The 19369-nt window shown below is 76.8% G+C and carries 15 protein-coding genes and 1 pseudogene; 3 read left to right on the top strand and 13 right to left on the bottom strand.

Annotated elements, in window-relative coordinates; all coding sequences use genetic code 11:
* Nucleotides 1–114 precede the first annotated feature (114 nt).
* From ACIP9D_RS01675 to crcB, 3 genes are all read left to right on the top strand, one after another.
* Nucleotides 115–873, top strand: coding sequence for a class I SAM-dependent methyltransferase (locus tag ACIP9D_RS01675; protein WP_350876359.1), 759 nt, complete (start codon nucleotides 115–117; stop codon nucleotides 871–873).
* 145 nt (nucleotides 874–1018) lie between these two features.
* Nucleotides 1019–1504 (top strand): CrcB family protein, encoded by a 486-nt coding sequence (locus tag ACIP9D_RS01680; RefSeq protein WP_350876490.1) that lies wholly within the window; start codon nucleotides 1019–1021, stop codon nucleotides 1502–1504.
* Complete coding sequence (gene crcB / locus ACIP9D_RS01685; RefSeq protein WP_350876361.1) at nucleotides 1501–1863, top strand: fluoride efflux transporter CrcB; 363 nt, start codon at nucleotides 1501–1503, stop codon at nucleotides 1861–1863. Before ACIP9D_RS01680 ends, crcB begins: the two co-directional genes overlap by 4 nt.
* A 28-nt stretch (nucleotides 1864–1891) precedes the next feature.
* Here crcB and cobA read toward each other — a convergent pair whose 3' ends face one another.
* The 13 genes and pseudogenes from cobA to cobN form a co-directional block, all read right to left on the bottom strand.
* Entirely contained in the window at nucleotides 1892–3577 is a 1686-nt protein-coding gene (cobA, locus tag ACIP9D_RS01690; protein ID WP_350876362.1) for a uroporphyrinogen-III C-methyltransferase, read from the bottom strand.
* Nucleotides 3574–4164, bottom strand: coding sequence for a precorrin-8X methylmutase (locus ACIP9D_RS01695; RefSeq protein WP_350876364.1), 591 nt, complete (start codon nucleotides 4162–4164; stop codon nucleotides 3574–3576). Before ACIP9D_RS01695 ends, cobA begins: the two co-directional genes overlap by 4 nt.
* The gene (locus ACIP9D_RS01700; RefSeq protein WP_400449323.1) at nucleotides 4161–5318 is read right to left on the bottom strand and encodes a HoxN/HupN/NixA family nickel/cobalt transporter; all 1158 of its coding nucleotides are present in this window, start codon (nucleotides 5316–5318) and stop codon (nucleotides 4161–4163) included. The genes ACIP9D_RS01695 and ACIP9D_RS01700 overlap by 4 nt, the downstream gene beginning before the upstream one ends.
* Nucleotides 5304–5527 (bottom strand): annotated as a pseudogene (locus ACIP9D_RS01705) (DUF362 domain-containing protein); the annotation flags it as partial. The pseudogene ACIP9D_RS01705 and the gene ACIP9D_RS01700, both read right to left, overlap by 15 nt.
* A complete protein-coding gene (gene cobJ / locus ACIP9D_RS01710) occupies nucleotides 5515–7209 on the bottom strand; it encodes a precorrin-3B C(17)-methyltransferase (RefSeq protein ID WP_350876492.1) in 1695 nt (564 codons plus the stop codon). The gene cobJ and the pseudogene ACIP9D_RS01705, both read right to left, overlap by 13 nt.
* A 98-nt stretch (nucleotides 7210–7307) precedes the next feature.
* On the bottom strand, nucleotides 7308–8597 hold the full coding sequence (gene cbiE, locus ACIP9D_RS01715; RefSeq protein WP_350876369.1) for a precorrin-6y C5,15-methyltransferase (decarboxylating) subunit CbiE: 1290 nt from the start codon (nucleotides 8595–8597) through the stop codon (nucleotides 7308–7310).
* Nucleotides 8594–9745, bottom strand: a complete 1152-nt coding sequence (locus tag ACIP9D_RS01720) for a cobalt-precorrin-5B (C(1))-methyltransferase (RefSeq protein ID WP_350876371.1) — start codon at nucleotides 9743–9745, stop codon at nucleotides 8594–8596. Before ACIP9D_RS01720 ends, cbiE begins: the two co-directional genes overlap by 4 nt.
* Nucleotides 9742–10599, bottom strand: a complete 858-nt coding sequence (cobM, locus tag ACIP9D_RS01725; RefSeq protein WP_350876373.1) for a precorrin-4 C(11)-methyltransferase — start codon at nucleotides 10597–10599, stop codon at nucleotides 9742–9744. Before cobM ends, ACIP9D_RS01720 begins: the two co-directional genes overlap by 4 nt.
* Nucleotides 10596–11345 (bottom strand): precorrin-2 C(20)-methyltransferase, encoded by a 750-nt coding sequence (cobI, locus tag ACIP9D_RS01730; protein WP_350876494.1) that lies wholly within the window; start codon nucleotides 11343–11345, stop codon nucleotides 10596–10598. Before cobI ends, cobM begins: the two co-directional genes overlap by 4 nt.
* Nucleotides 11346–11419: 74 nt before the next feature.
* A complete protein-coding gene (locus ACIP9D_RS01735) occupies nucleotides 11420–12775 on the bottom strand; it encodes a cobyrinate a,c-diamide synthase (protein ID WP_350876375.1) in 1356 nt (451 codons plus the stop codon).
* Nucleotides 12769–13380, bottom strand: a complete 612-nt coding sequence (cobO, locus tag ACIP9D_RS01740) for a cob(I)yrinic acid a,c-diamide adenosyltransferase (protein WP_350876377.1) — start codon at nucleotides 13378–13380, stop codon at nucleotides 12769–12771. Before cobO ends, ACIP9D_RS01735 begins: the two co-directional genes overlap by 7 nt.
* Complete coding sequence (locus ACIP9D_RS01745) at nucleotides 13380–15590, bottom strand: putative cobaltochelatase (RefSeq protein WP_350876379.1); 2211 nt, start codon at nucleotides 15588–15590, stop codon at nucleotides 13380–13382. The genes cobO and ACIP9D_RS01745 overlap by 1 nt, the downstream gene beginning before the upstream one ends.
* Nucleotides 15587–19264 carry a cobaltochelatase subunit CobN gene (gene cobN, locus ACIP9D_RS01750; RefSeq protein ID WP_350876382.1) on the bottom strand — a complete coding sequence of 1226 codons (3678 nt, stop codon included), beginning with the start codon at nucleotides 19262–19264 and terminating at the stop codon, nucleotides 15587–15589. Before cobN ends, ACIP9D_RS01745 begins: the two co-directional genes overlap by 4 nt.
* Nucleotides 19265–19369 lie beyond the last annotated feature (105 nt).

The raw sequence follows: 19369 nt of genomic DNA on the forward strand, positions 1-19369 counted from the left end.
CGGGACAGCCGCCCCGGCCCCACTGGGGATCATCGCGTTGCCATCCTCTCCTAATTGCAAAGTCTTGGCAACAAGGCTGGACAGCCGGCTCGCTGCGTAACTAGCCTGACCCTCATGACTCCTTACATCACGGATGCCGACGCTTGGCAGGAGAGCTGGGACCGGCAGCAGGCGGCCTACCTGCCGGACCGGGAGCAACGCTTCGCCACCCTGCTCGACGCGGTCGACACGGTCACTGACGGCGCACCGCCACGGCTGCTCGACCTGGCCGGCGGCACCGGCACCATCTCGCTGCGCACCCTCGCGCGCTTCCCCGACGCGCAGGTGACCCTGCTCGACCTCGACCCGGCGCTGCTCGCCATCGCGGCCACGTCGCTCGCCGGCCGGGCCACCGTGGTCACCGCCGACCTCAGCCACACCGACTGGTCGGCCACGCTCCCCCACCGGGAGTACGACGCGGTGCTGACCGCCACCGCCCTGCACTGGCTGCCGGCCGACCGCCTCGCCGGGCTCTACGCCGAGATCCGCGACGTGCTGCGCCCGGGCGGCATCCTGGCCAACGCCGACCACATGCCCGACGATGCGCTGCCCGAGCTGACCAAGCGGCTCACCGCCCGGGCCCAGGCCCGCCGCGCCGCCCGCTACGCCGCCGGCGCTGTCCTCTCCTGGTCGGACTGGTGGGACCGGGCCGGGGCGGACCCGGACCTGGCCCCGCTGGTCGAACGCCGGCAGGCCATCTACCCGACCGGGCACAGTCCGGAGTGGAACCCGCCGGTCTCCTGGCACCTGGCGGCGCTGGCCGACGCCGGGTACGCCGAGGTCGGCACCCTCTGGCGCGGCGGCGCGGACGCCGCCGTGGTCGCGGTCCGCTGATCCGGGCCCGTCCCGCGGGCGTATCCTGAGCCTCCCGCGATCTTGCCGGTCGTGCCCCGGCAGACCGGCGATTCGACGCAGGTCCGGGGCACGACACTGCACGATTCACAGAGACGACGGGGACCGGCTCCGCCGGCGACGGAGACTGGTGGGGCGGGTGAGCGGAGCAGCGGGGCGGCGCGTCGACCCGGATGTCGACCTGCGGGTGCCCGCCGACCGATCGGAGCTGACCGCGCACCCGGCGGCGGTGCTCGGCGCGATCGCCGCCGGTGGGGTGCTCGGCGCGCTGGCCCGCGCCGGTCTCCAGGCGGCCTTCCCGCACGGCCCGACCGGCTTTCCCTGGGCGACCTTCGGCATCAACCTGGTCGGCTGCCTGCTGATCGGCGTGCTGATGGCGGGGCTGCGCCGGCGCGGCGGCGGGCCGCCGCTGGCCCGGCCCTTCCTCGGCGTCGGCGTGCTCGGCGGCTTCACCACCTTCTCCACCTACGCCGTGGACGTGCACCAGGCGCTCGCCGCCGGTGCCCCGGCGACGGCGCTGGCGTACCTGGTGGCCACGGTGCTCGGGGCGCTGGGCGCCGTCTGGTGCGGCGACGCCCTCACCGGCCGGCTGCTGGATCGGCGGGCCCGGTGACCGCGCTGCTGGTCGCGCTGGGCGCGGCCGTCGGGGCACCACTGCGCTACCTCACCGACCGGGCGGTGCAGGCCCGGTTCGGCTCGGCCTTCCCGTGGGGCACGCTGACCGTCAACGTGCTCGGGTCACTGGTGCTCGGCCTGATCACCGGGCTGCCGACCAGCCCGGCGGTCGGCGCGCTGGTGGGCACCGGCTTCTGCGGCGCGCTGACCACCTGGTCCACCCTCAGCTACGAGACGCTGCGGCTGGCCCGGGCCGGCGACCGGCTGCCCGCCCTGGTCAACGTGCTGGGCAGCCTGGCCGCCGGGCTGGCCGCGGCCAGCGCCGGTTACGCGCTGGCCCAGGCGGTCACCGGCTGACCGACCCGGTTGGTCCGCTTCCCCACCATCAACACCGAGGCGTCGTCGGGGGTCGCAGCGCGACCACCGGACCGACCACGAAGACGCTCGGCGGTCGCAGACCCGCCCGGCCGGCGACCGCGCCGATCTCGTCGAGCCGGCCCGTTACGGCCCGCTGGTCGGCCTGCCCGGCGTCCTGGACCGCCAGCACCGGGGTGTCCGGCGCCCGCCCGTGCTCCATCAGCGCGACGGCGATCTTGTCGATGGTCTCCACCGCCATCAGCAGCACCACCGTCCCCCGGGACCGACCCAGCGCCGCCCAGTCCACGAGTGACTCCGGGTGCCCCGGCGGCAGGTGCCCGGAGACCACGGTGAACTCGTGCGCCACCCCCCGGTGGGTCACCGGCACCCCGGCGAGCGCCGGCGCGGCGAGGGCGCTGCTGACCCCGGGCACCACGCTCACCGGCACCCCGGCCTTGGCGCAGGCCTGCACCTCCTCGTGACCGCGGCCGAAGACGTACGGGTCACCGCCCTTGAGCCGGACCACCCGCCGTCCGGCGCGGGCGTGCCGGACCAGGATGTCGTTGATGGCGTCCTGCGCCATCGACGGTCCCCGCGGAACCTTCGCCGCGTCGACCACCAGCACGTCCGGGCGCAGCCCGGTGAGCAGCCCCTGCGGGGCGAGCCGGTCGACCACCACCACGTCGGCGGCGTCCAGCAGCGCTCGCCCCCGCACGGTGATCAGGTCGTCCGGGCCGGGCCCTCCCCCGACGATCGCGACCGCACCCCGGCTCGGACCGCCACCGTGCCGGTGCCCGTGGTCGTGGTGCTGCGTGCCGTCGTGGTGGTGTTGCGGGCCGTGGTGATGGTGGTGACCGTCGACCGGGTCGTCCGGGTGGTCATGCGGGGTCTGCGGTCGCCCGACCTTGTCGGCGAAGCCGGGCATCAGCACCCGGTAGGCGCAGGTGTCGCAGTTCATCCGGATGTCCCCGCGCAGCGCCTCGGCGTACCGCTCGAGCACCAGGTCCGCGAGCGGGTCGCAGTCGCCGATCAGCTCGGCCATCCGCACGTCGACCTCCGGGTGCGCGGCGGCGTAGGCGGCCGCCTGCGCGGCGATCCGGTCCGGCAGCACGCCGGCGAAGAGGAAGTACGGCGCCACCACGACCCGCCGCGCGCCGAGCCGACGCAGCCGCTCCAGCACCGCCGGCACCGACGGTTCGGCGAGCGAGACGAAGCCCGGCTCGACGCCGGCGTAGCCGCGCCCCTCCCAGAGCAGCCGGGCGACCTTGGCCACCTCGGCGTTGGCATCCGGGTCGGTGGAGCCTCGGCCGATCAGCGCGACCCAGGTGTCGGCCCGGTCGCCGCCGGCGAGGGCCGCGTCGATCCGCTGCTCGAGCACCTCGTGCAGCAGCGGGTGCGGGCCGAGCGGCCGCCCGTAGGCGTAGCTGAGCCCGGGGTGCCGGGCCTGCTCCCGGGCCAGCGCGGCGGGAATGTCCCCCTTGCCGTGCCCGGCCGCGGTGAGCACCAGCGGCAGCGCCACCAACCTGCGGTGCCCGTGCTCGACCAGGGCGCCCACCGCGTCGGTCAGCGGCGGGCGGGACAGTTCGATGAAGCCGCCCTCGACCTGGGCCACGCTGCCGGCGCAACGCCGTCGGACCCGCTCGATGAGCGTGGCGAACTGCTCGACGCCCGCCGCGCTGCGGGTACCGTGCCCCACGACCACCAGTGCGGTCACTGCTGCTCCTCGCGGTAGAGCAGGGCGTTGAGCGCGGCGGCGGCGACCGCCGAGCCGCCCTTCTCGCCCCGGTTGGAGACCGCCGGCAGGCCACTGTCGCGCAGCGCCTCCTTGGACTCGGCAGCGCCCACGAAACCGACCGGGAGGCCGACGACCAGGGCCGGCCGGGCGTCCAATGTGATCAGTTCGGTCAGCGCGGTCGGGGCGCAGCCCACCACCCAGACCGCGCCCTGGCCGACCCGGTCCCGGGCGATGCGCATCGCCGCGGCCGATCGGGTGATGCCGGCCGTGCGGGCCAGTTCGGCGGCGGCCGGCTCGGCGACCGGGCAGACCGCCGCCCGGCCGGTGATCCCCGCGGCGACCATCGCCACGTCGGTGACCAGCGGCGCGCCGGCGCGCAGCGCGGCCAGTCCGGCGGCCAGCGCCGCCTCGTCGCAGGCCAGGTCGGTGACGTAGTCGAGGTCGGCGCTCGCGTGCACCACCCGCTCGGTGACCGCACGGGTCAACGGCGGCAGGTGGCCCAGGTCCACCCGGGAACGCAGGATCTCATACGACAGCTGCTCGATCGGATGCACCGCGCGGCTCACCGGCCCTCCCCCGGCGCCGGCGTCCGCTCCGCCGCATCCCCGGAGCCGGCCAGCTGACCGGTGGGCGCGCCGGCCGCCCCGGTCTCGGCCGTCGGCGCAGCCGCGCCGTAGCGGCGGTCGTAGCCGCGCAGCTTCCACAGCGCCACCGCGCCCGCCCAGGAGGCCAGGAAAAGCACGACCACCACGTAACCGAGCTGCTCGAAGTGGTCGGCGACCCCGGCGTAGCCGGCGAGGAACCGCACGCCGAGGTGGTCGACCAGCAGGCCGGCGGCGTACACGCTGGCCACCACGGCACCGACCAGCACCGTCATCGTCGTGGTGGCGAGGTTGTAGTAGAGCCGCCGCGCCGGGTGCCGGTACGCCCACGAGTACGCCCGGCTCATCAGCAGGCTGTCCGCGGTGTCCATGGCGGACATCCCGGCGGCGAAGAGCAGCGGCAGCGTGAGCAGGGCCAGCACCGGCAGACCGCCGGCCGCGGCGGTGCTCGCCGACAGCGCGAGCAGGGTCACCTCGCTGGCCGTCTCCAGGCCCAGGCCGAAGAGGAACCCGACCGGCGCCATGTGCCAGGAGGAGCGGACCAGCGAACGGGCCCGCGAGCCCAGCACCCGCTGCACCAGGCCGCGGTTGAGCAGGTGCAGGTCGAGTTCCCGCTCGTCCAGCTCGCCGTGGCGCAGTCGGCGCCAGAGCCGGGCCAGCCCGGCCAGCACCGCGGCGTTGAGCAGCGCGACCAGGGCCAGGAACGCGGTGGCGGTGACGATCGCGACGGTGGCGCCGAGCTCGCGTACCCCGGCCAGGCGCGGGCCGGTGAGGTTGGCCGAGGCCAGCCCGACGATCAGGGCCAGCAGCAGCACCACCGCGCTGTGCCCGAGGGCGAAGAAGAAGCCCACCCCGACCGGGCGCCGGCCGCGCAGCAGCATCAGCCGGGTGGTGTCGTCGATCGCGGCGATGTGGTCGGCGTCGAAGGCGTGCCGCACGCCCAGCACGTACGCCAGGGCGCCCGCGCCGGCCAGGCCGCCGGCGGCCACCGGCTGGTTGTTCCAGTACAGGTAGAGGCTCCAGCCGGCGACGTGCAGCACGGCGACGGCGAGGACGATCCCGCCGAGGCGGGCCCGCTCGGCGCGGCTCCACCGGCCGACCGGTGGTGCGGTGCTCACGGGGGCGGTACTCATCGGACTCCTCCACAGGTGGTGGGTTCGGTGACGCGGATGGCGTCCACCGGGCAGATCTCCAGGCATTCCAGGCAGCCGGTGCACCGGTCGGGGCGTACCTCCAGGCCGCCGGGGACCGGCCGGATCGCGTGGGTCGGGCAGGTGAGCAGGCAGGCGCCGCAGCCCTGGCAGGGCCCGATGGTCACGAGCGCCACCGGTACCCCCTCGGGGTGACCATCCGGCCGGCGACCAGCCGGGTGTCGCTGTTGCCCACCACCACGACGCTGTACATGTCGACCACCGTCGGATCGAAGTCGGCCAGCGTGGCCAGGTGCACGCGCTCGCCGGGGCGGCTGGCGTTGCGCACCACGCCGACCGGCGTCGACGGTGGACGGTGCCCGCCGAGGATGGCCAGCGCGGCGTCGAGTTGCCAGTCCCGGGCCCGGCTGCGCGGGTTGTAGAGCAGCACCACGAGATCGCCCTCGGCGGCGGCGGTCAGCCGACGCGCGATGACCTCCCACGGGGTGTGCAGGTCGGAGAGGCTCAGGTAGACGTGGTCGTGCCCGAGCGGCGCGCCGAGCAGCGCGCCGGCGGCCAGCGCGGCGGTCACCCCGGGCACGCCGATGACGTCGATCCGCTCGTCGGCGTACTCCAGGGCGGGGCTGGCCATCGCGTACACCCCGGCGTCGCCGGAGCCGACCAGCGCCACCGCCCGCCCGGCGGCGGCCTCGGCCACCGCGGCCCGGGCTCGGGCCTGCTCCGCGCCGAGCCCGGTGGCCAGGATCCGGGTGCCCGGGCGGAGCACGTCGCGCACCTGGTCGACGTACTGGTTCAGGCCGACCACCACGGCCGCGCGGCGCAGCTCGGCGACCGCGCGCGGGGTACGCAGGTCGGGCGCGCCGGGGCCGAGCCCGACGAGGGCCAGCCGGCCGCGCGGGGCGTGCCGGGCGACCGCCACCGTGGCCATCGCCGAGGCGGTCTTCGGTACCAGCAGCCGCGCGTCGGCGGACCGACCGGTCACCCCGAGCAGCGCGGCGGCCTCCGCGACGCTGGGCGTGCCGACCGCCGCGCGGACCACCTCGCTGGGGTGCGGCACGTCGACCGCCGCCAGCTCCGCCGCCGGCCGGGTCACCAGTGGTACGCCGAGCGCCTGCGCGGTCGCCACGATGCCCGCCTCGTTGGCCTTGACGTCGGCGCTGGCCAGGCAGCGCAGGCTGGCCGGGCTGAGCCCGGCGTCGGCGAGCGTCCGGTGCAGCAGCTCGCGCACCTCGCCGGCGGGCACTCCCCGGCTGGCCCCGACGCCGGCCACCAGCGACGGCGGACGCAGCACCACGGTCCGCCCGTCGAGCGGCACGATCCGGTCGGTGACCAGCAGCCGGTATCCGGCGTCCGGACCGGGGCCCGGGTGGACGTTGTCCGGCAGGGCGGGCAGCGGCCAGGTCGCGTCGGCGACCAGCCGGACGGATTCGCCATCGAGGATGGCCCGGGAGACGGCCGCGACCGCGCCCTCGACCGGCCAGCCGAGGGTGTCCAGCCCGGGCAGGCCGGCCGAGTCGGTGGCGGTGGTGACGACCGGGTCGGCGTCGAGCAGCGCGCCGACCCGGGCGGCGAGGGCGTTGCCGCCGCCGGCGTGCCCGCCGAGCAGCGCGATCGCGTGCCGGGCCGTCTCGTCGACCACCACCACGGCCGGGTCGGTGTGCTTCTCGCGGAGCAGCGGGGCGAGGATCCGCACCACCGCCCCGGTGGCCAGGAACGCCACCACGGCGTCGCAGTCGGTCCAGGCGGTCCGCAGCGCGTGGGCGACGGTCTCGCCGGGCACGAGGCGGGCCTCGGGCCAGGCGCCGGCGAGCACCGCGGCGTGCCGGCGACCGGCCGCGGTGGCGGCGACCAGCCCGATCCGGGCCGGCGGAGGGGGCGCCGCGTCGAGCCGGTCCGCCGGGCCGGGCCCGGCGAGCGGCGTCGCGGACCCGGCGGACGGGTCGGTGCTGGTGTCGGTCACGGGCGCTCCCCGGTGAGGACGACCACCGGGTTGGTGGCCGCGAGTCGGATCGAGCCGCCCGGCAGATCGGCCAGCCGGGCGGCGGAGAGCTGGCTGCCCTCGACGGTGTAGCCGGCGTCGCGGAGCAGCCCGACGGCCGGGCCGACCCGGTCGACGGCGGCGAGCGTGAGCACCACCCGTCGCGGGCCGCGGCGCGCCACGGCGGCGAGCGCCTCCGCTCCGCCCCCGCCGAGGAAGACCGCGTCCGGGTCGGGCAGGTCGTCGAGGGCCGCGGGGGCGTGGCCGGCGACCACCCGAAGCTCCACGGCGTGCGCCGCGGCGTTGGCCCGGATCTGCGCGACCGCCCGGGAATCGTGCTCGACGGCGATCACGGCGGCGCCGAGCAGCGCACACTCGATGCCGACCGACCCGCTGCCCGCGCCGACGTCCCAGACCAGCCGGCCGAGCCGGGGCCGCAGCCGGGCCACCGCCAGGGCGCGTACCTCCGACTTGGTGATCATCGAGTCGCGATGCGCGTAGGCGCTCTCCGGCAACGCCCAGCCGCCGGACGGGGGCGCGGCCGGTTGGTTGTCCCACCGCATCCCGCTCGCGCCGCCGTCGGGGGCGGACGGCCCGGCCGCGTCGGCGAGGCAGAGCAGGACGTGCGGGTCGGCCCAGCTGCGCGCGGCGGCCGCGGCCGGGGTGGTCTCGGTAACCCGCTCGGCGTCGGTGCCCAGGTGCTCGGCCACCACCAGCCGGCGGGACCAACCGGCCAGTCCGGCGCCGATCTCGGCCGCGCCGGCGCCGGGCGCGGTGAGCACCGCGACCGCCGGCAGCGCCCGACAAGCGTTCAGCGCCGGCCGGGGGTCGCGGCCGTGCGCGCTGACCACGACCGCGTCGTCCCATGGCCGGCCGGCCCGGGCGAACGCCGCGGCGACGCTGGAGACCGCCGGCAGCACCCGCGGACGCAGTCCGGCGGCGCGCAACCGGCGGACGATGCCGAAGAAGCCGGGGTCGCCGCTGGCCAGCACCACGGCGGGGGTTCCGGCGGCGACGGCGGCGAGGAGCCGGTCGAGCGCGGGGGCGAGCGGCCCCAGGACGACGGTGGCGCAGCCGTGCGGCAGCGGCGCCACGGCGAGGTGCCGGGCAGCACCGAGCACCAGTCCCGCCCCGGCCAGGGCCTCGACCAACCCCGGGATCGCCGGGCGCCCACCGGCGTCGATCCCGACGACGGTCACCCCGCCCCGGGCCGGCCCGCCGGGGGATCCGGCGGTCGGGTCGGCGAGCGGGCGCGACGGATCGGTCATGCCGCCCACCGGCCCGAGGAGGCGACCACCCGGGAGCCGGCGAAGTCGACCATCGCCACGTCGACGGCCACCTCGCTCTCGGCGAAGCGGCGCAGCACCGCGCGGACCCGTCGGCAGAGCAGGTCCCCGGCGGGGGTGAGCAGCCCGGCGGCGTCCCACAGCTCGTACGCGTGCCGGCCGGTGTTCGCCTCGGTGACCGCGGCGACCAGCTCGGGCCCACCGCCGGCCTCGGCGGTGACCGCCCCGAGCAGGGAGAGGTCCACCTTGGAGCGGGTGTAGTGGGTCATCAGCACGCCAGCGGCGAGCTTGGCCAGCTTGCCGGCCATCCCGACGAAGACCACCCCGGTCAGCCCGTCGGCGACGGCGGCGGTGACCGCCGCGCCGGTGAAGTCGCCGACCTCGACGAAGCAGACCTCGGGCAGCTCGGGCAGCAGCGCCCGCGCGGCCCGCTCGGTACGCCCGCCGGTGCAGAGCACCACGGTCCGCTCCCCCTGGGCGGCCATCACGTGCACCGCCTGCACGACGCTGGCCCGCCAGGAGGCGGTGGAGAACGGCCGGACGATCCCGGTGGTGCCGAGGATCGAGATGCCGCCGACGATGCCGAGTCGCCGGTTGGTGGTCTTGCGCGCCATGATCTCGCCGCCCGGCACGCTGATCACCACCCGCACGCCGACCTTGGTCAGGTCGACCACCTCGGCCACCGCCGCGCTGATCATCTGCCGTGGGGTATCGTTGATCGCCGGCCCGCCGACCGCCAGGCCCAGGCCGGGCTTGGTGACGGTGCCGACGCCGGGGCCGCCGGCCAGGCGCAGTCCGGGGCCCGCGCCCCAGTGCACGGTCGCGGTCAGCTCGGCGCCGTGGGTGACGTCCGGGTCGTCACCGGCGTCCTTGACGACCACCGCCTCGGCTCGGGCGGGCGGGCCGGGGGTCAGCTCGCAGCGGGCGACCGGGAAGCTGACCCGGCGCCCGGCGGGCAGCCCGATCTCCACCTCCCGCTGCCGCTCGCCGGAGACCAGCGCGGTCAACGCCGCCTTCGCCGCCGCGGTGGCGCAGGCCCCGGTGGTCCAGCCGGTGCGCAGCGCGGTGGGCCGGACCTTGGCGGTACGCGGCAGATCCGGCTCGCGCAGCGGCGGCTCGGCGTACGTCATTCCGGCCCGCCGGCCGGGTCGTCGCCGTCCCCAGCGCGGGCCCGGCGCAGCTCGGCGCGGGCGGCGGGCTCGGCCCGGCGGAAGGTGTGGAAGTGCCCGGGGTGGTAGAGGTGCGAGCGGGTGCCGCTCGCGGCGAGCGCCGGTCCGACCAGGAAGAGCGTGTGCTTCCAGAGCTTGTGCGCCTTGACCGTCGCCGCCAGGGTGCCGACCGTGCAGCGCACCACCAGCTCGTCCGGCCAGGTCGCCTGGTAGGCGACGACCGCCGGGGTGTCCGCCGGGTAGCCGCCCGCCAGCAGCTCGGCCTGCACCTGCCCGGAGCGGGCGGCGGAGAGGAAGAGCGCCATGGTGGTGCCGTGGCGGGCGAAGTCGCGGACCCGCTCCCCCGCCGGCATGGGGGTCTTGCCGCCTTCGAGGCGGGTGAGGATGACCGACTGGGCCACCTCGGGGATGGTGAGTTCCCGGCCGACGATCGCGGCGACCGCGGTGAACGACGACACCCCGGGCACGATCTCCACCGCCAGGCCGAGCGCCCGGCACAGGTCGAGCTGCTCCTGCACCGCGCCCCAGAGCGCCGGGTCGCCGGAGTGGATCCGGGCCACGGTCAGCCCCTCGGCGGCGGCCCGCCGGTACAGCGGCAACACCCCCTCGATCGGCAGCTGCGCGGAGTCGACGATCTCGGCGCCGGGCCGGGCGTGCTCGAGCACGTCGGCGTGCACCAGGCTGGCCGCCCAGATCACGATGTCGGCGGCGCCGATGACCCGGGCGGCCCGCAGGGTCAGCAGGTCCGCGGCGCCCGGGCCGGCGCCGACGAACCAGACGGTTCCCGTCGGGGCGCTGGCGTGCTGGCTGGTCACAGCTTTCCTCCCCGACCGTCCCGGCGGGCCGGGACGAGCAGCGTCGACAGGTACGGCAGGTCGTCCTCGTCGGCGGTGACCGGGCCGATCCGTTCGTCGGGCAGGCCGAGGCCCCGGCCCAGCACGGCGTCGGCGAGGCGGTCGTGCCGGCGCAGCGCGGCGACCAGCTCCGGGTGCCGGCGCCAGCCCTTGTAGGCGACCACCGTGCCCGGCCCGGCCAGGGCGTCCTCGAAGAGCGCCAGGCCGGCGGTGGCCGGCAGCAGGGTCAGCGGCTCGCGCCCCGCGCAGAGCGGCACGCCGCTGCGCGCGGCGAGGTCCTGCATCGCGGTGACGCCGGGCACCGTGCGCACCTCGACCGTCGGGCGTAGCGCCCGGACCCCTTCGGCCAGGTAGCCGAAGGTGGAGTAGACGTTCGGGTCGCCGATGGTGGCGAAGGCGATCGCGCGGGCGCCGCCGTCCACCGCGGCGGCCACCGTGCGGGCGGCCTCGTCCCAGGCCCGTCGCCGGCGGGCGGTCACCCCGCCCCGGTCGTCGAGGGCGAACGGCAGCCGGCGCAGCCGGGCCGCGGCCAGGTGCGCGCGCACGGTGGTCTCGGCCCGGCCGGGGGCCGCGTCGGCGTCCGCGGCGTGCCGGTCCAGCACGGGTACGAACACCACGTCGGCCTCGCGCAGCACCCGGACCGCCTTGACGGTGAGCAGCTCGGGGTCGCCCGGCCCGACGCCCACCCCGGTCAGCGTGGCCACCACGCCCGGCCGGACCCGCCCGGCGTCGCGCTCGGCATCGGTGTCGGCCACGCCCGGCCCGGCCTGTTCCGGCGCGCTCACCGGGTCGCCGCCTCGACCAGCCGACGGGCGGCCGCCGGCTGGCCCGCCCAGTGGGTGTGCAGGTACGAGGCGTGCACCTGGCCGGTGACGAAGCCGTGCGCGGCGCCGTCCCAGCGCCACGCCGGCCGTTCGCCGTGCGCCGGGTCGGTGACCGTGCGGTGGAACTCGTGACCGCGTACCGGCTCGCCGCAGCGGGTGACCGGGGAGTCGGCGGCGGCCACCGCCTCGCGGTAGCCGAGGGTGAGCGTGCCGGTCATCCGGGCGGTGAGGTCGAGCCGGCCGCACATCGGCACGCCGTCCAGGGCGCGGCCGAGGTAGAGCAGCCCGGCGCACTCGGCGACCACCGGGCCGGCGAACTCGGCCAGTTCGGCGCGGAGCGCGGTGTTGGCGGCCAACTGGTCCGCGTACGCCTCGGGAAAGCCGCCACCGATGACCACCGCGCGGGTGCCGGCAGGCAGCACGGAATCGCGCAGCGGGTCCACGGTGGCGACGGTGGCGCCGGCCGCGGCGAGCAGCTCGGCGGTCTCGGCGTAGGAGAAGGTGAAGGCGGCGCCACCGGCGACCGCGACCACCGGACGGCCGGCGCCGACCGGGCCGCCGACCTCGGCGAGCGCATCCCAGGCCGGCGCGGTCAGCGGCGGCGCGGTACGGGCCAGGTCGAGCACCGCGTCGAGGTCCACGGTGGACTCGACGAGGTCGGCCAGCGCGGTCACCACCGCGACCGACTCGGGCGTCCGCTCGGCGACCGGCACCAGCCCGAGGTGTCGCGACGGCGCGGCGACCTCGCCGGCGCGGGCGACCGCTCCGAGCACCGGCACGTCGACCTCGGCGAGGGCGTCGCGCAGCAGCTTCTCGTGCCGGGGCGAGCCGACCCGGTTGAGGATCACCCCGCCGATGCGTACCCGGCGGTCGAAGGCGGCCATACCGAGCGTCAGCGCCGCCGCCGAGCGGCCCTGGGCGGTCGTGTCCAGCACCAGCAGCACCGGGGCCTCGACCAGCCGGGCGACGTGCGCGGTGGACGCGTACCCGCGCCGGCCGACCGCGCCGTCGTGCAGCCCCATCACGCCCTCGATCACCGCGATGTCGGCCGGCGTCGGCGTGCTCGCGCCGTGGCGCAGCAGCGGCGCGATGCGCTCCGCGCCGACCAGCCAGGGATCGAGGTTGCGGCCGGGCCGGCCGGCGGCGAGCGCGTGGTAGCCGGGATCGATGTAGTCCGGCCCGACCTTGTGCGGGCTCACCGTCAGGCCACGGCGGCGCAGCGCGCCGAGCAGCCCGGTGGCCACCGTGGTCTTGCCGTGCCCGCTGGCCGGGGCGGCGACCACCACCCGCGGCAGCTCCTGCGGGGTCACCACTCGATGCCCTTCTGGCCCTTCTGGCCGACGTCCATCGGGTGCTTGACCTTGGTCAGCTCGGCGACCAGGTCGGCCGCCTCGACCAACCGGGGGTCGGCGTCGCGTCCGGTGATCACCACGTGCTGGAAGCCGGGCCGGGCGGCGAGGGTCGCGACCACCTCGTCGACGTCCACCCAGCCCCACTTCATCGGGTAGGTGAACTCGTCGAGCACGTAGAGCCCGTAGCGCTGCGCGGCCAGGTCGCGCTGGATCTGCCGCCACCCCTCCAGGGCGTCGGCGGCGTGGTCGGCCTCGTCGCCGCGCTGGATCCAGGACCAGCCCTCACCCATCTTGTGCCAGGCCACCGGGGCGCCCTGGCCGGTGCGCTCGTGCACCTCACCCAACGCGCGGAAGGCGTTCTCCTCCCCCACCCGCCACTTGGCGCTCTTGACGAACTGGAACACCCCGACCGGCAGCCCGGCGGTCCAGGCGCGCAGCGCCAGACCGAACGCCGCCGTCGACTTTCCCTTCATCTGTCCGGTGTGGACGACCAGCAGGGGTCGTTTGCGCCGCTGCCGGGTGGTCAGCCCGTCGGCGGGTACGTGGGACGGCTTCCCCTGCGGCATCAGGCGGCGCTCCTTCGGCGGTCGTGGTCGGTGACGGTGGCGCGGCGGGTGGCGAGGTCGGTGAGCGGCGCGGTGGTGATCTGGTCGAGCGGGTGGTGCTCGGCGCCGAGTTGGGCGGCGAGCCGGCCGGCCAGGCCGAGGCGGACCGGGCCGGTCTCGCAGTCGACGACGACGCACGGGGCGCCGGTGGCGGCGAGCACGGCCGCGGCCCGGGCGGCCCGGGGCAGCGGCCGGTCGCCGGCGGTGGCCCGGCCGTCGGTGAGCACCAGCACCAGCGGCCGTCGGCGCGGGTCGCGCAGCCGCTCCACCCGCAGCAGCTCGGTGGCGGCGAGCAGGCCCTCGGCGAGCGGGGTACGCCCGCCGGTGGGCAGCTCGGCGAGGCGGGCCGAGGCGGCGAGCACCGACGAGGTGGCCGGCAGCAGGGTCTGCGCGCCGGCGCCCCGGAAGGAGACCACGGCGACCTTGTCCCGCCGCTGGTAGGCGTCGGTGAGCAGGGCGAGCACCGCGCCCTTGACGGCGGTCATCCGGTGCCGGGCGCCCATCGACCCGCTGGCGTCGACCAGGAAGAGCACCAGGTTGCCCTCGCGCCCCTCGCGGACCGCCTCCCGCAGGTCGGCCGGGTGCAGCCGCAGCGGGCCGCCGGCGTTGCGGCCGCGGGCCGCCTGGTGCGGGGCGGCGGCGCGGACGGTGGCGGGCAGGTGCAGCGCGCCGGCCCTGCCGCCGGCCGGGATCCGCGCTCCGGTGGTCCGGCCCCGTCCGGTGCGGGCGCGGGACCGCCGGCCCGGCACCCCGTCGCCGACCCCGGGGGCGGTGAGCAGCCGGGCCTTCAGTCCGCCCTGGGGTACGGCCACCGGCTGGCCGTCACCGGAGCCGGGGCGGCCCGGTTCGCCGGCCGCCGGGCTGGTCTCGTCGGAGCCGGCGCCGTCGGAACCGGTGCCGTTGACGCCCGGGTGCTGCCCGTCGTCGCGTTGGCCGTCGGCGGCCGAGCCGTCGGGGCGGCCCGGGTCGGCGCCGCCGTCGCGTTGCTGCCCGTCGGCGCCGTCCGCGCCGGCCTCGCTCGGGTCGTCGCCGCCGCCACCACGACCGTCCGGGTCGCCGGCTCCGGGGCCGCCGCCGTCCGGGCCGCCGCCCGGGCCGCCGGACGGGTTGTCGGGACCGCCGGAGCCGCCGCCACCCGGCGGGTCGTCGTCCGGGTCGTCGTCGCGGGCCCGGTCCAGGGCCTCGTCGAGTCGCTTCTCGTCCAGTCCAGGCGTGTCGAACGGGTCCCGCCGGCGGCGGTGCGGCAGCGCCAGCCGGGCGGCCACCCGGACGTCGTCGACGGTGACCCGGTCCCGGCCGTGCCAGGCGGCGTGCGCGAGCGCCGTGCGGGCGGTGACGATGTCGGCGCGCATCCCGTCCACGTCGAACGCCGCGCAGACCTCCGCGATCTGGCGCAGCGCGGCGTCCGGCAGCAGCACCCGGTCGAGCCGGTCGCGGGCCGCCGCGACCCGCCGGGCGACCTCGGCGTCGGCGTCGGCCCAGCGGGCGGCGAAGCCGGCCGGGTCGGCGTCGGCGGCGAGCCGGCGGCGGACCACCTCGACCCGGACCGCCGGGTCCCGGCTGGCACCCACCTCGACGGTGAGCCCGAACCGGTCGAGCAGCTGCGGGCGCAGCTCCCCCTCCTCCGGGTTCATGGTGCCGACCAGCAGGAAGCGGGACGCGTGGCTGACCGAGACGCCCTCTCGCTCGACGTGGCTGCGCCCCATCGCGGCCGCGTCGAGCAGCAGGTCGACCAGGTGGTCGTGGAGCAGGTTGACCTCGTCGACGTAGAGCACCCCGCGGTGCGCGGCGGCGAGCAGGCCCGGCTCGAAGGCGCGTACCCCCGCGCCGAGGGCCTTCTCCAGGTCCAGCGAGCCGACCACCCGGTCCTCGGCGGCGCCGACCGGCAGCTCGACCAGTCGGGCGGGGCGGCGCTCGGCGGCGGGCCCGGCCGGGTGCGGGCCGTCCGGGCAGCCCGGGTCGGGCGCGGCCGGGTCGCAGGCGAACCGGCAGCCGGCAACCTGCTCGACCGGGGGCAACAGGGCCGCCAGGGCCCGCACCGCGGTGGACTTCGCGGTGCCCTTCTCGCCCCGGACCAGCACCCCGCCGATGGCCGGGCTGACCGCGTTGAGCAGCAGGGCGAGGCGCATGTCGTCCATGCCGAGCACCGCGCTGAACGGGTAGCTGGTCATGCCCGGTCCTCCAGGTCGCCCTCGGTGGCCAGGTACGTCTCGCGCAGCCGCTCCAGGGTGGCCGGGTCGGGCTCCGCCCAGAGCCGGCGGTCGGCGGCCTCGAGCAGCCGCTCGGTGATGCCCCGCAGCGCCCACGGGTTGGACTCCTCGAGGAACTCCCGGGTGGCCGGGTCGAAGACGTACGCGGCGGCCAGGTGCTCGTACATCCAGTCGTCCACCACGCCGGCGGTGGCGTCGTAGCCGAACAGGTAGTCCACCGTGGCTGCCAGCTCGAAGGCGCCCTTGTAGCCGTGCCGGCGCATCGCGGCGATCCACTTGGGATTGACCACCCGGGCGCGGAACACCCGACGGGTCTCCTCGCCCAGCGTCCGGGTCCGCACGTCGTGCGGCATCGCCGAGTCACCCACGTACGCGGCCGGCGCGGCGCCGGTGAGGTGCCGGACCATCGCCACCATGCCGCCGTGGTACTGGAAGTAGTCGTCGGAGTCGACGATGTCGTGCTCCCGGGTGTCCTGGTTCTTCACCGCCACCGCGATCCGGGCGAAGGAGCGTTCCATGTCGGCCCGCGCCTCCCGCCCGTCCAACCCCCGGCCGTAGGCGTAGCCGCCCCAGACGGCGTACACCTCGGCCAGGTCGGCGTCGCTGCGCCAGTTGCGGGCGTCGATCAGCGGCAGCAGCCCCGCCCCGTACGCCCCGGGCTTGGAGCCGAAGATCCGGGCGGTGGCCCGCCGCTCGTCGCCGTGCTCGGCCACGTCGGCGGCCACGTGGGCGCGGACGAAGTTCTGCTCGGCCGGCTCGTCCAGGGCGGCGACCTGCCGGACGGCGTCGTCGAGCAGCGCCACCACGTGCGGGAAGGCGTCCCGGAAGAAGCCGGAGATCCTGACGGTGACGTCGATGCGCGGGCGGCCCAGCTCGGGCAGCGGCACCACCTCGACGCCGGTGACCCGGCGGGAGCGGTCGTCCCAGGTGGGGCGGCAGCCGAGCAGGGCCAGCACCTCGGCGATGTCGTCGCCCTGGGTCCGCATCGCGCTGGTGCCCCAGACGGTCAGCCCGACCGACCGGGGGTACGCCCCGGTGTCGGCCAGGTGCCGGGCCAGCAGCGAGTCGGCGAGGGCCACCCCGACGTCCCAGGCGTTGCGGCTGGGGATCGCCTTCGGGTCGACGGAGTAGAAGTTGCGGCCGGTCGGCAGGACGTTGACCAGCCCCCGGGTGGGCGAGCCGGAGGGTCCGGGCGGGACGAACCGGCCGTCCAGCGCGGCCAGGGTGTTTGTCAGTTCGTCGGTGGTCCGCGCCAGCCGGGGCACCAGCTCGGTCGCGGCGAACCGGAGCACCGCGGCGGCGTCCGGGATCGCCCGGCCGGTCACCTCGGTGATCACCGGGTCGACCTGCGCGGGGTCCCAGTCGAGGGTCTCCATGCCGACGACCAGCCGGCGTGCCAGGGCCTCGATCAGGTCGACCGCGTCGGCGGCGGTCGCGGCCGGGCCGTCCACGGTGTCGGTCAACGCGGCGGGCACCCTCAGCCGCTCGCCGGGCGCGGCGAGCAGCGCCGTCTCGTCGAGGTCGTAGCTGGCGGCCAGGGCCTGGCGCAGGCCGGGCAGGACCCGGCTGCCGCCCCAGACCTGCGGCGCGCGCAGCACGGCGAGGACCAGGTTGATCCGGGGCTCACCGGTGGGCGCGGCGGCGAGGATGTGCAGGCCGTCGCGGATCTGCACGTCCTTGACCTCGCAGAGGTAGCCGTCGAGGTGCAGCACGAAGTCGTCGAACTCCTCGGCGGCGGGCATCTGCTCGGCGTGCAGGTCGTGGTGCAGCTCTGCGGCGCGCACCAGGTCCCAGATCTGCGCCCGCACGGTCGGCACCTTGGCGGGGTCGAGCGCCTGGACGGTGGCGTACTCGTCGAGCAGCTGTTCCAGTTTCGCCAGTTCGCCGTACGTCTCGGCGCGGGCCATCGGCGGCACCAGGTGGTCGACCACCACGGCGTGGGCCCGCCGCTTGGCCTGGGTGCCCTCGCCGGGGTCGTTGACGATGAACGGGTAGACCAGGGGGAGGTCGTCGAGGACGGCGTCCGGGGCGCAGTCGGCGGCCAGCCCGAGGCCCTTGCCGGGCAGCCATTCCAGGGTGCCGTGCTTGCCGAGGTGCACCACCGCGTCGGCGCCGAAGCCGCCGTCGGCCGGGGGTGCGGCGAGCCAGCGGTACGCGGCCAGGTAGTGGTGGCTGGGCGGCAGGTCCGGATCGTGGTAGATGGCGATCGGATTCTCACCGAAGCCCCGGGGCGGCTGGATGAGCAGCACCACGTTGCCGAAGCGCAGCCCGGCGAGCACCAGGTCGCCGCCGTCGGTGTACAGCTCGCCGGGCGGCTCGCCCCAGTGCGCCCGCATCCGCTCCCGCAGCGCGGTCGGTAGCTGTTCGAACCAGCGCCGGTACACCGCGCCGGGGACCCGCGCCTCCGCGGCGGCGAGCTGCTCCGGGGTGAGCCATTCGACGTCGTGGCCGCCGGCGGCGATCAGGGCGTGGATCAGCGCGTCCCCGTCGTCGGGGGCCGGCCCGTCGCCCAGGTGGTAGCCGGTTTCGGCGAGCGCGGCGAGCAGCCGCACCGCGGAGGCCGGGGTGTCCAGGCCGACCGCGTTGCCGACCCGGGAGTGCTTGGTCGGATAGGAGCTGAGCACGACCGCGAGCCGTTTCTCGGCGTTCGGCAGCCGGCGCAGCCGGGCCTGCCGGACCGCGATGCCGGCGACCCGGGCGGCGCGCTCCGGGTCGGCGGCGTAGACCGAGAGGCCGTCGGCGTCGATCTGCTTGAACGAGAACGGCACGGTGATGATCCGACCGTCGAACTCGGGGACGGCCACCTGCATGGCCGCGTCCAGCGGGGACAGTCCGGCGTCCGAACCGGCCCACTGCTCGCGGGTACTGGTCAGGCAGAGCGCCTGGATCACCGGCACGTCGAGGGCGGCGAGCGCGCCGACGTCCCAGGCGTCGGGGTCGCCGCCGCCGGAGGCGTCCGCGGCGACCGTGCCGCCGGCGGCGAGGACGGTGACCAGCAGCGCCTCGCAGCGGGCGAGCAGCCCGATCGGACCGGCGTCGGCGGTCAGCCCGCGCAGCGAACCACAGTAGACGGGCAGGGGTTCACCGCCGGCCGCCACGACCGCGTCGGCGAGGGTGTCGACGAAGGCGGTGTTCCCGGCCAGCGCGTGCGCCCGGTAGAAGACGATGCCGATCGTCGGCCGATCGCCGGTTCCGCCGGCGGCGGACCGGTCGCCGTGCACGCCGTAGGCCGGGGTGGGCGCGGGCGGCGCGAAGCCCTCGCCGGTGAGCAGCACCGTGTCGGAGAGGAAGTGGGCGAGCTGGGCCAGATTCTCCGGGCCGCCCTCGACGAGGTACGCCAGCGCCTGGGTGACCACCCCGGACGGCACGGTGGAGGCCGCCATCAGCTCCGCGTCGGGCACCGCCTCGCCGCCGAGCACGACCGTCGGCACGCCGGAGTCGAGCACCGCGGCGAGCCCGCCCGGCCACGCCGGGCGGCCGCCGAGCAGCCGTACGACGGCGAGGTCGACGCCGTCGAGCAGCGCCGGCACGGCGTCGGCGTCGAGCCGGGCGGGGTTGGCCAACCGGTAGTCGGCGCCGCTGGCGCGGGCCGCCAGCAGGTCGGTGTCGGCGGTGGAGAGCAGCAGGGTGCGCACGGAAAGCTCCGGAGAGTAACGCCCGTCCGGTCGCGGCGGCGGTCGGGCGGGGCGGGTGGGCGCGGGTTCAGCGGATGCGGCGAGCGGGCGCCCGGTTCACCGGCG

The sequence above is a fragment of the Micromonospora sp. NPDC093243 genome (genome assembly GCF_044753725.1).
Taxonomy (GTDB): Bacteria; Actinomycetota; Actinomycetes; order Mycobacteriales; family Micromonosporaceae; genus Micromonospora.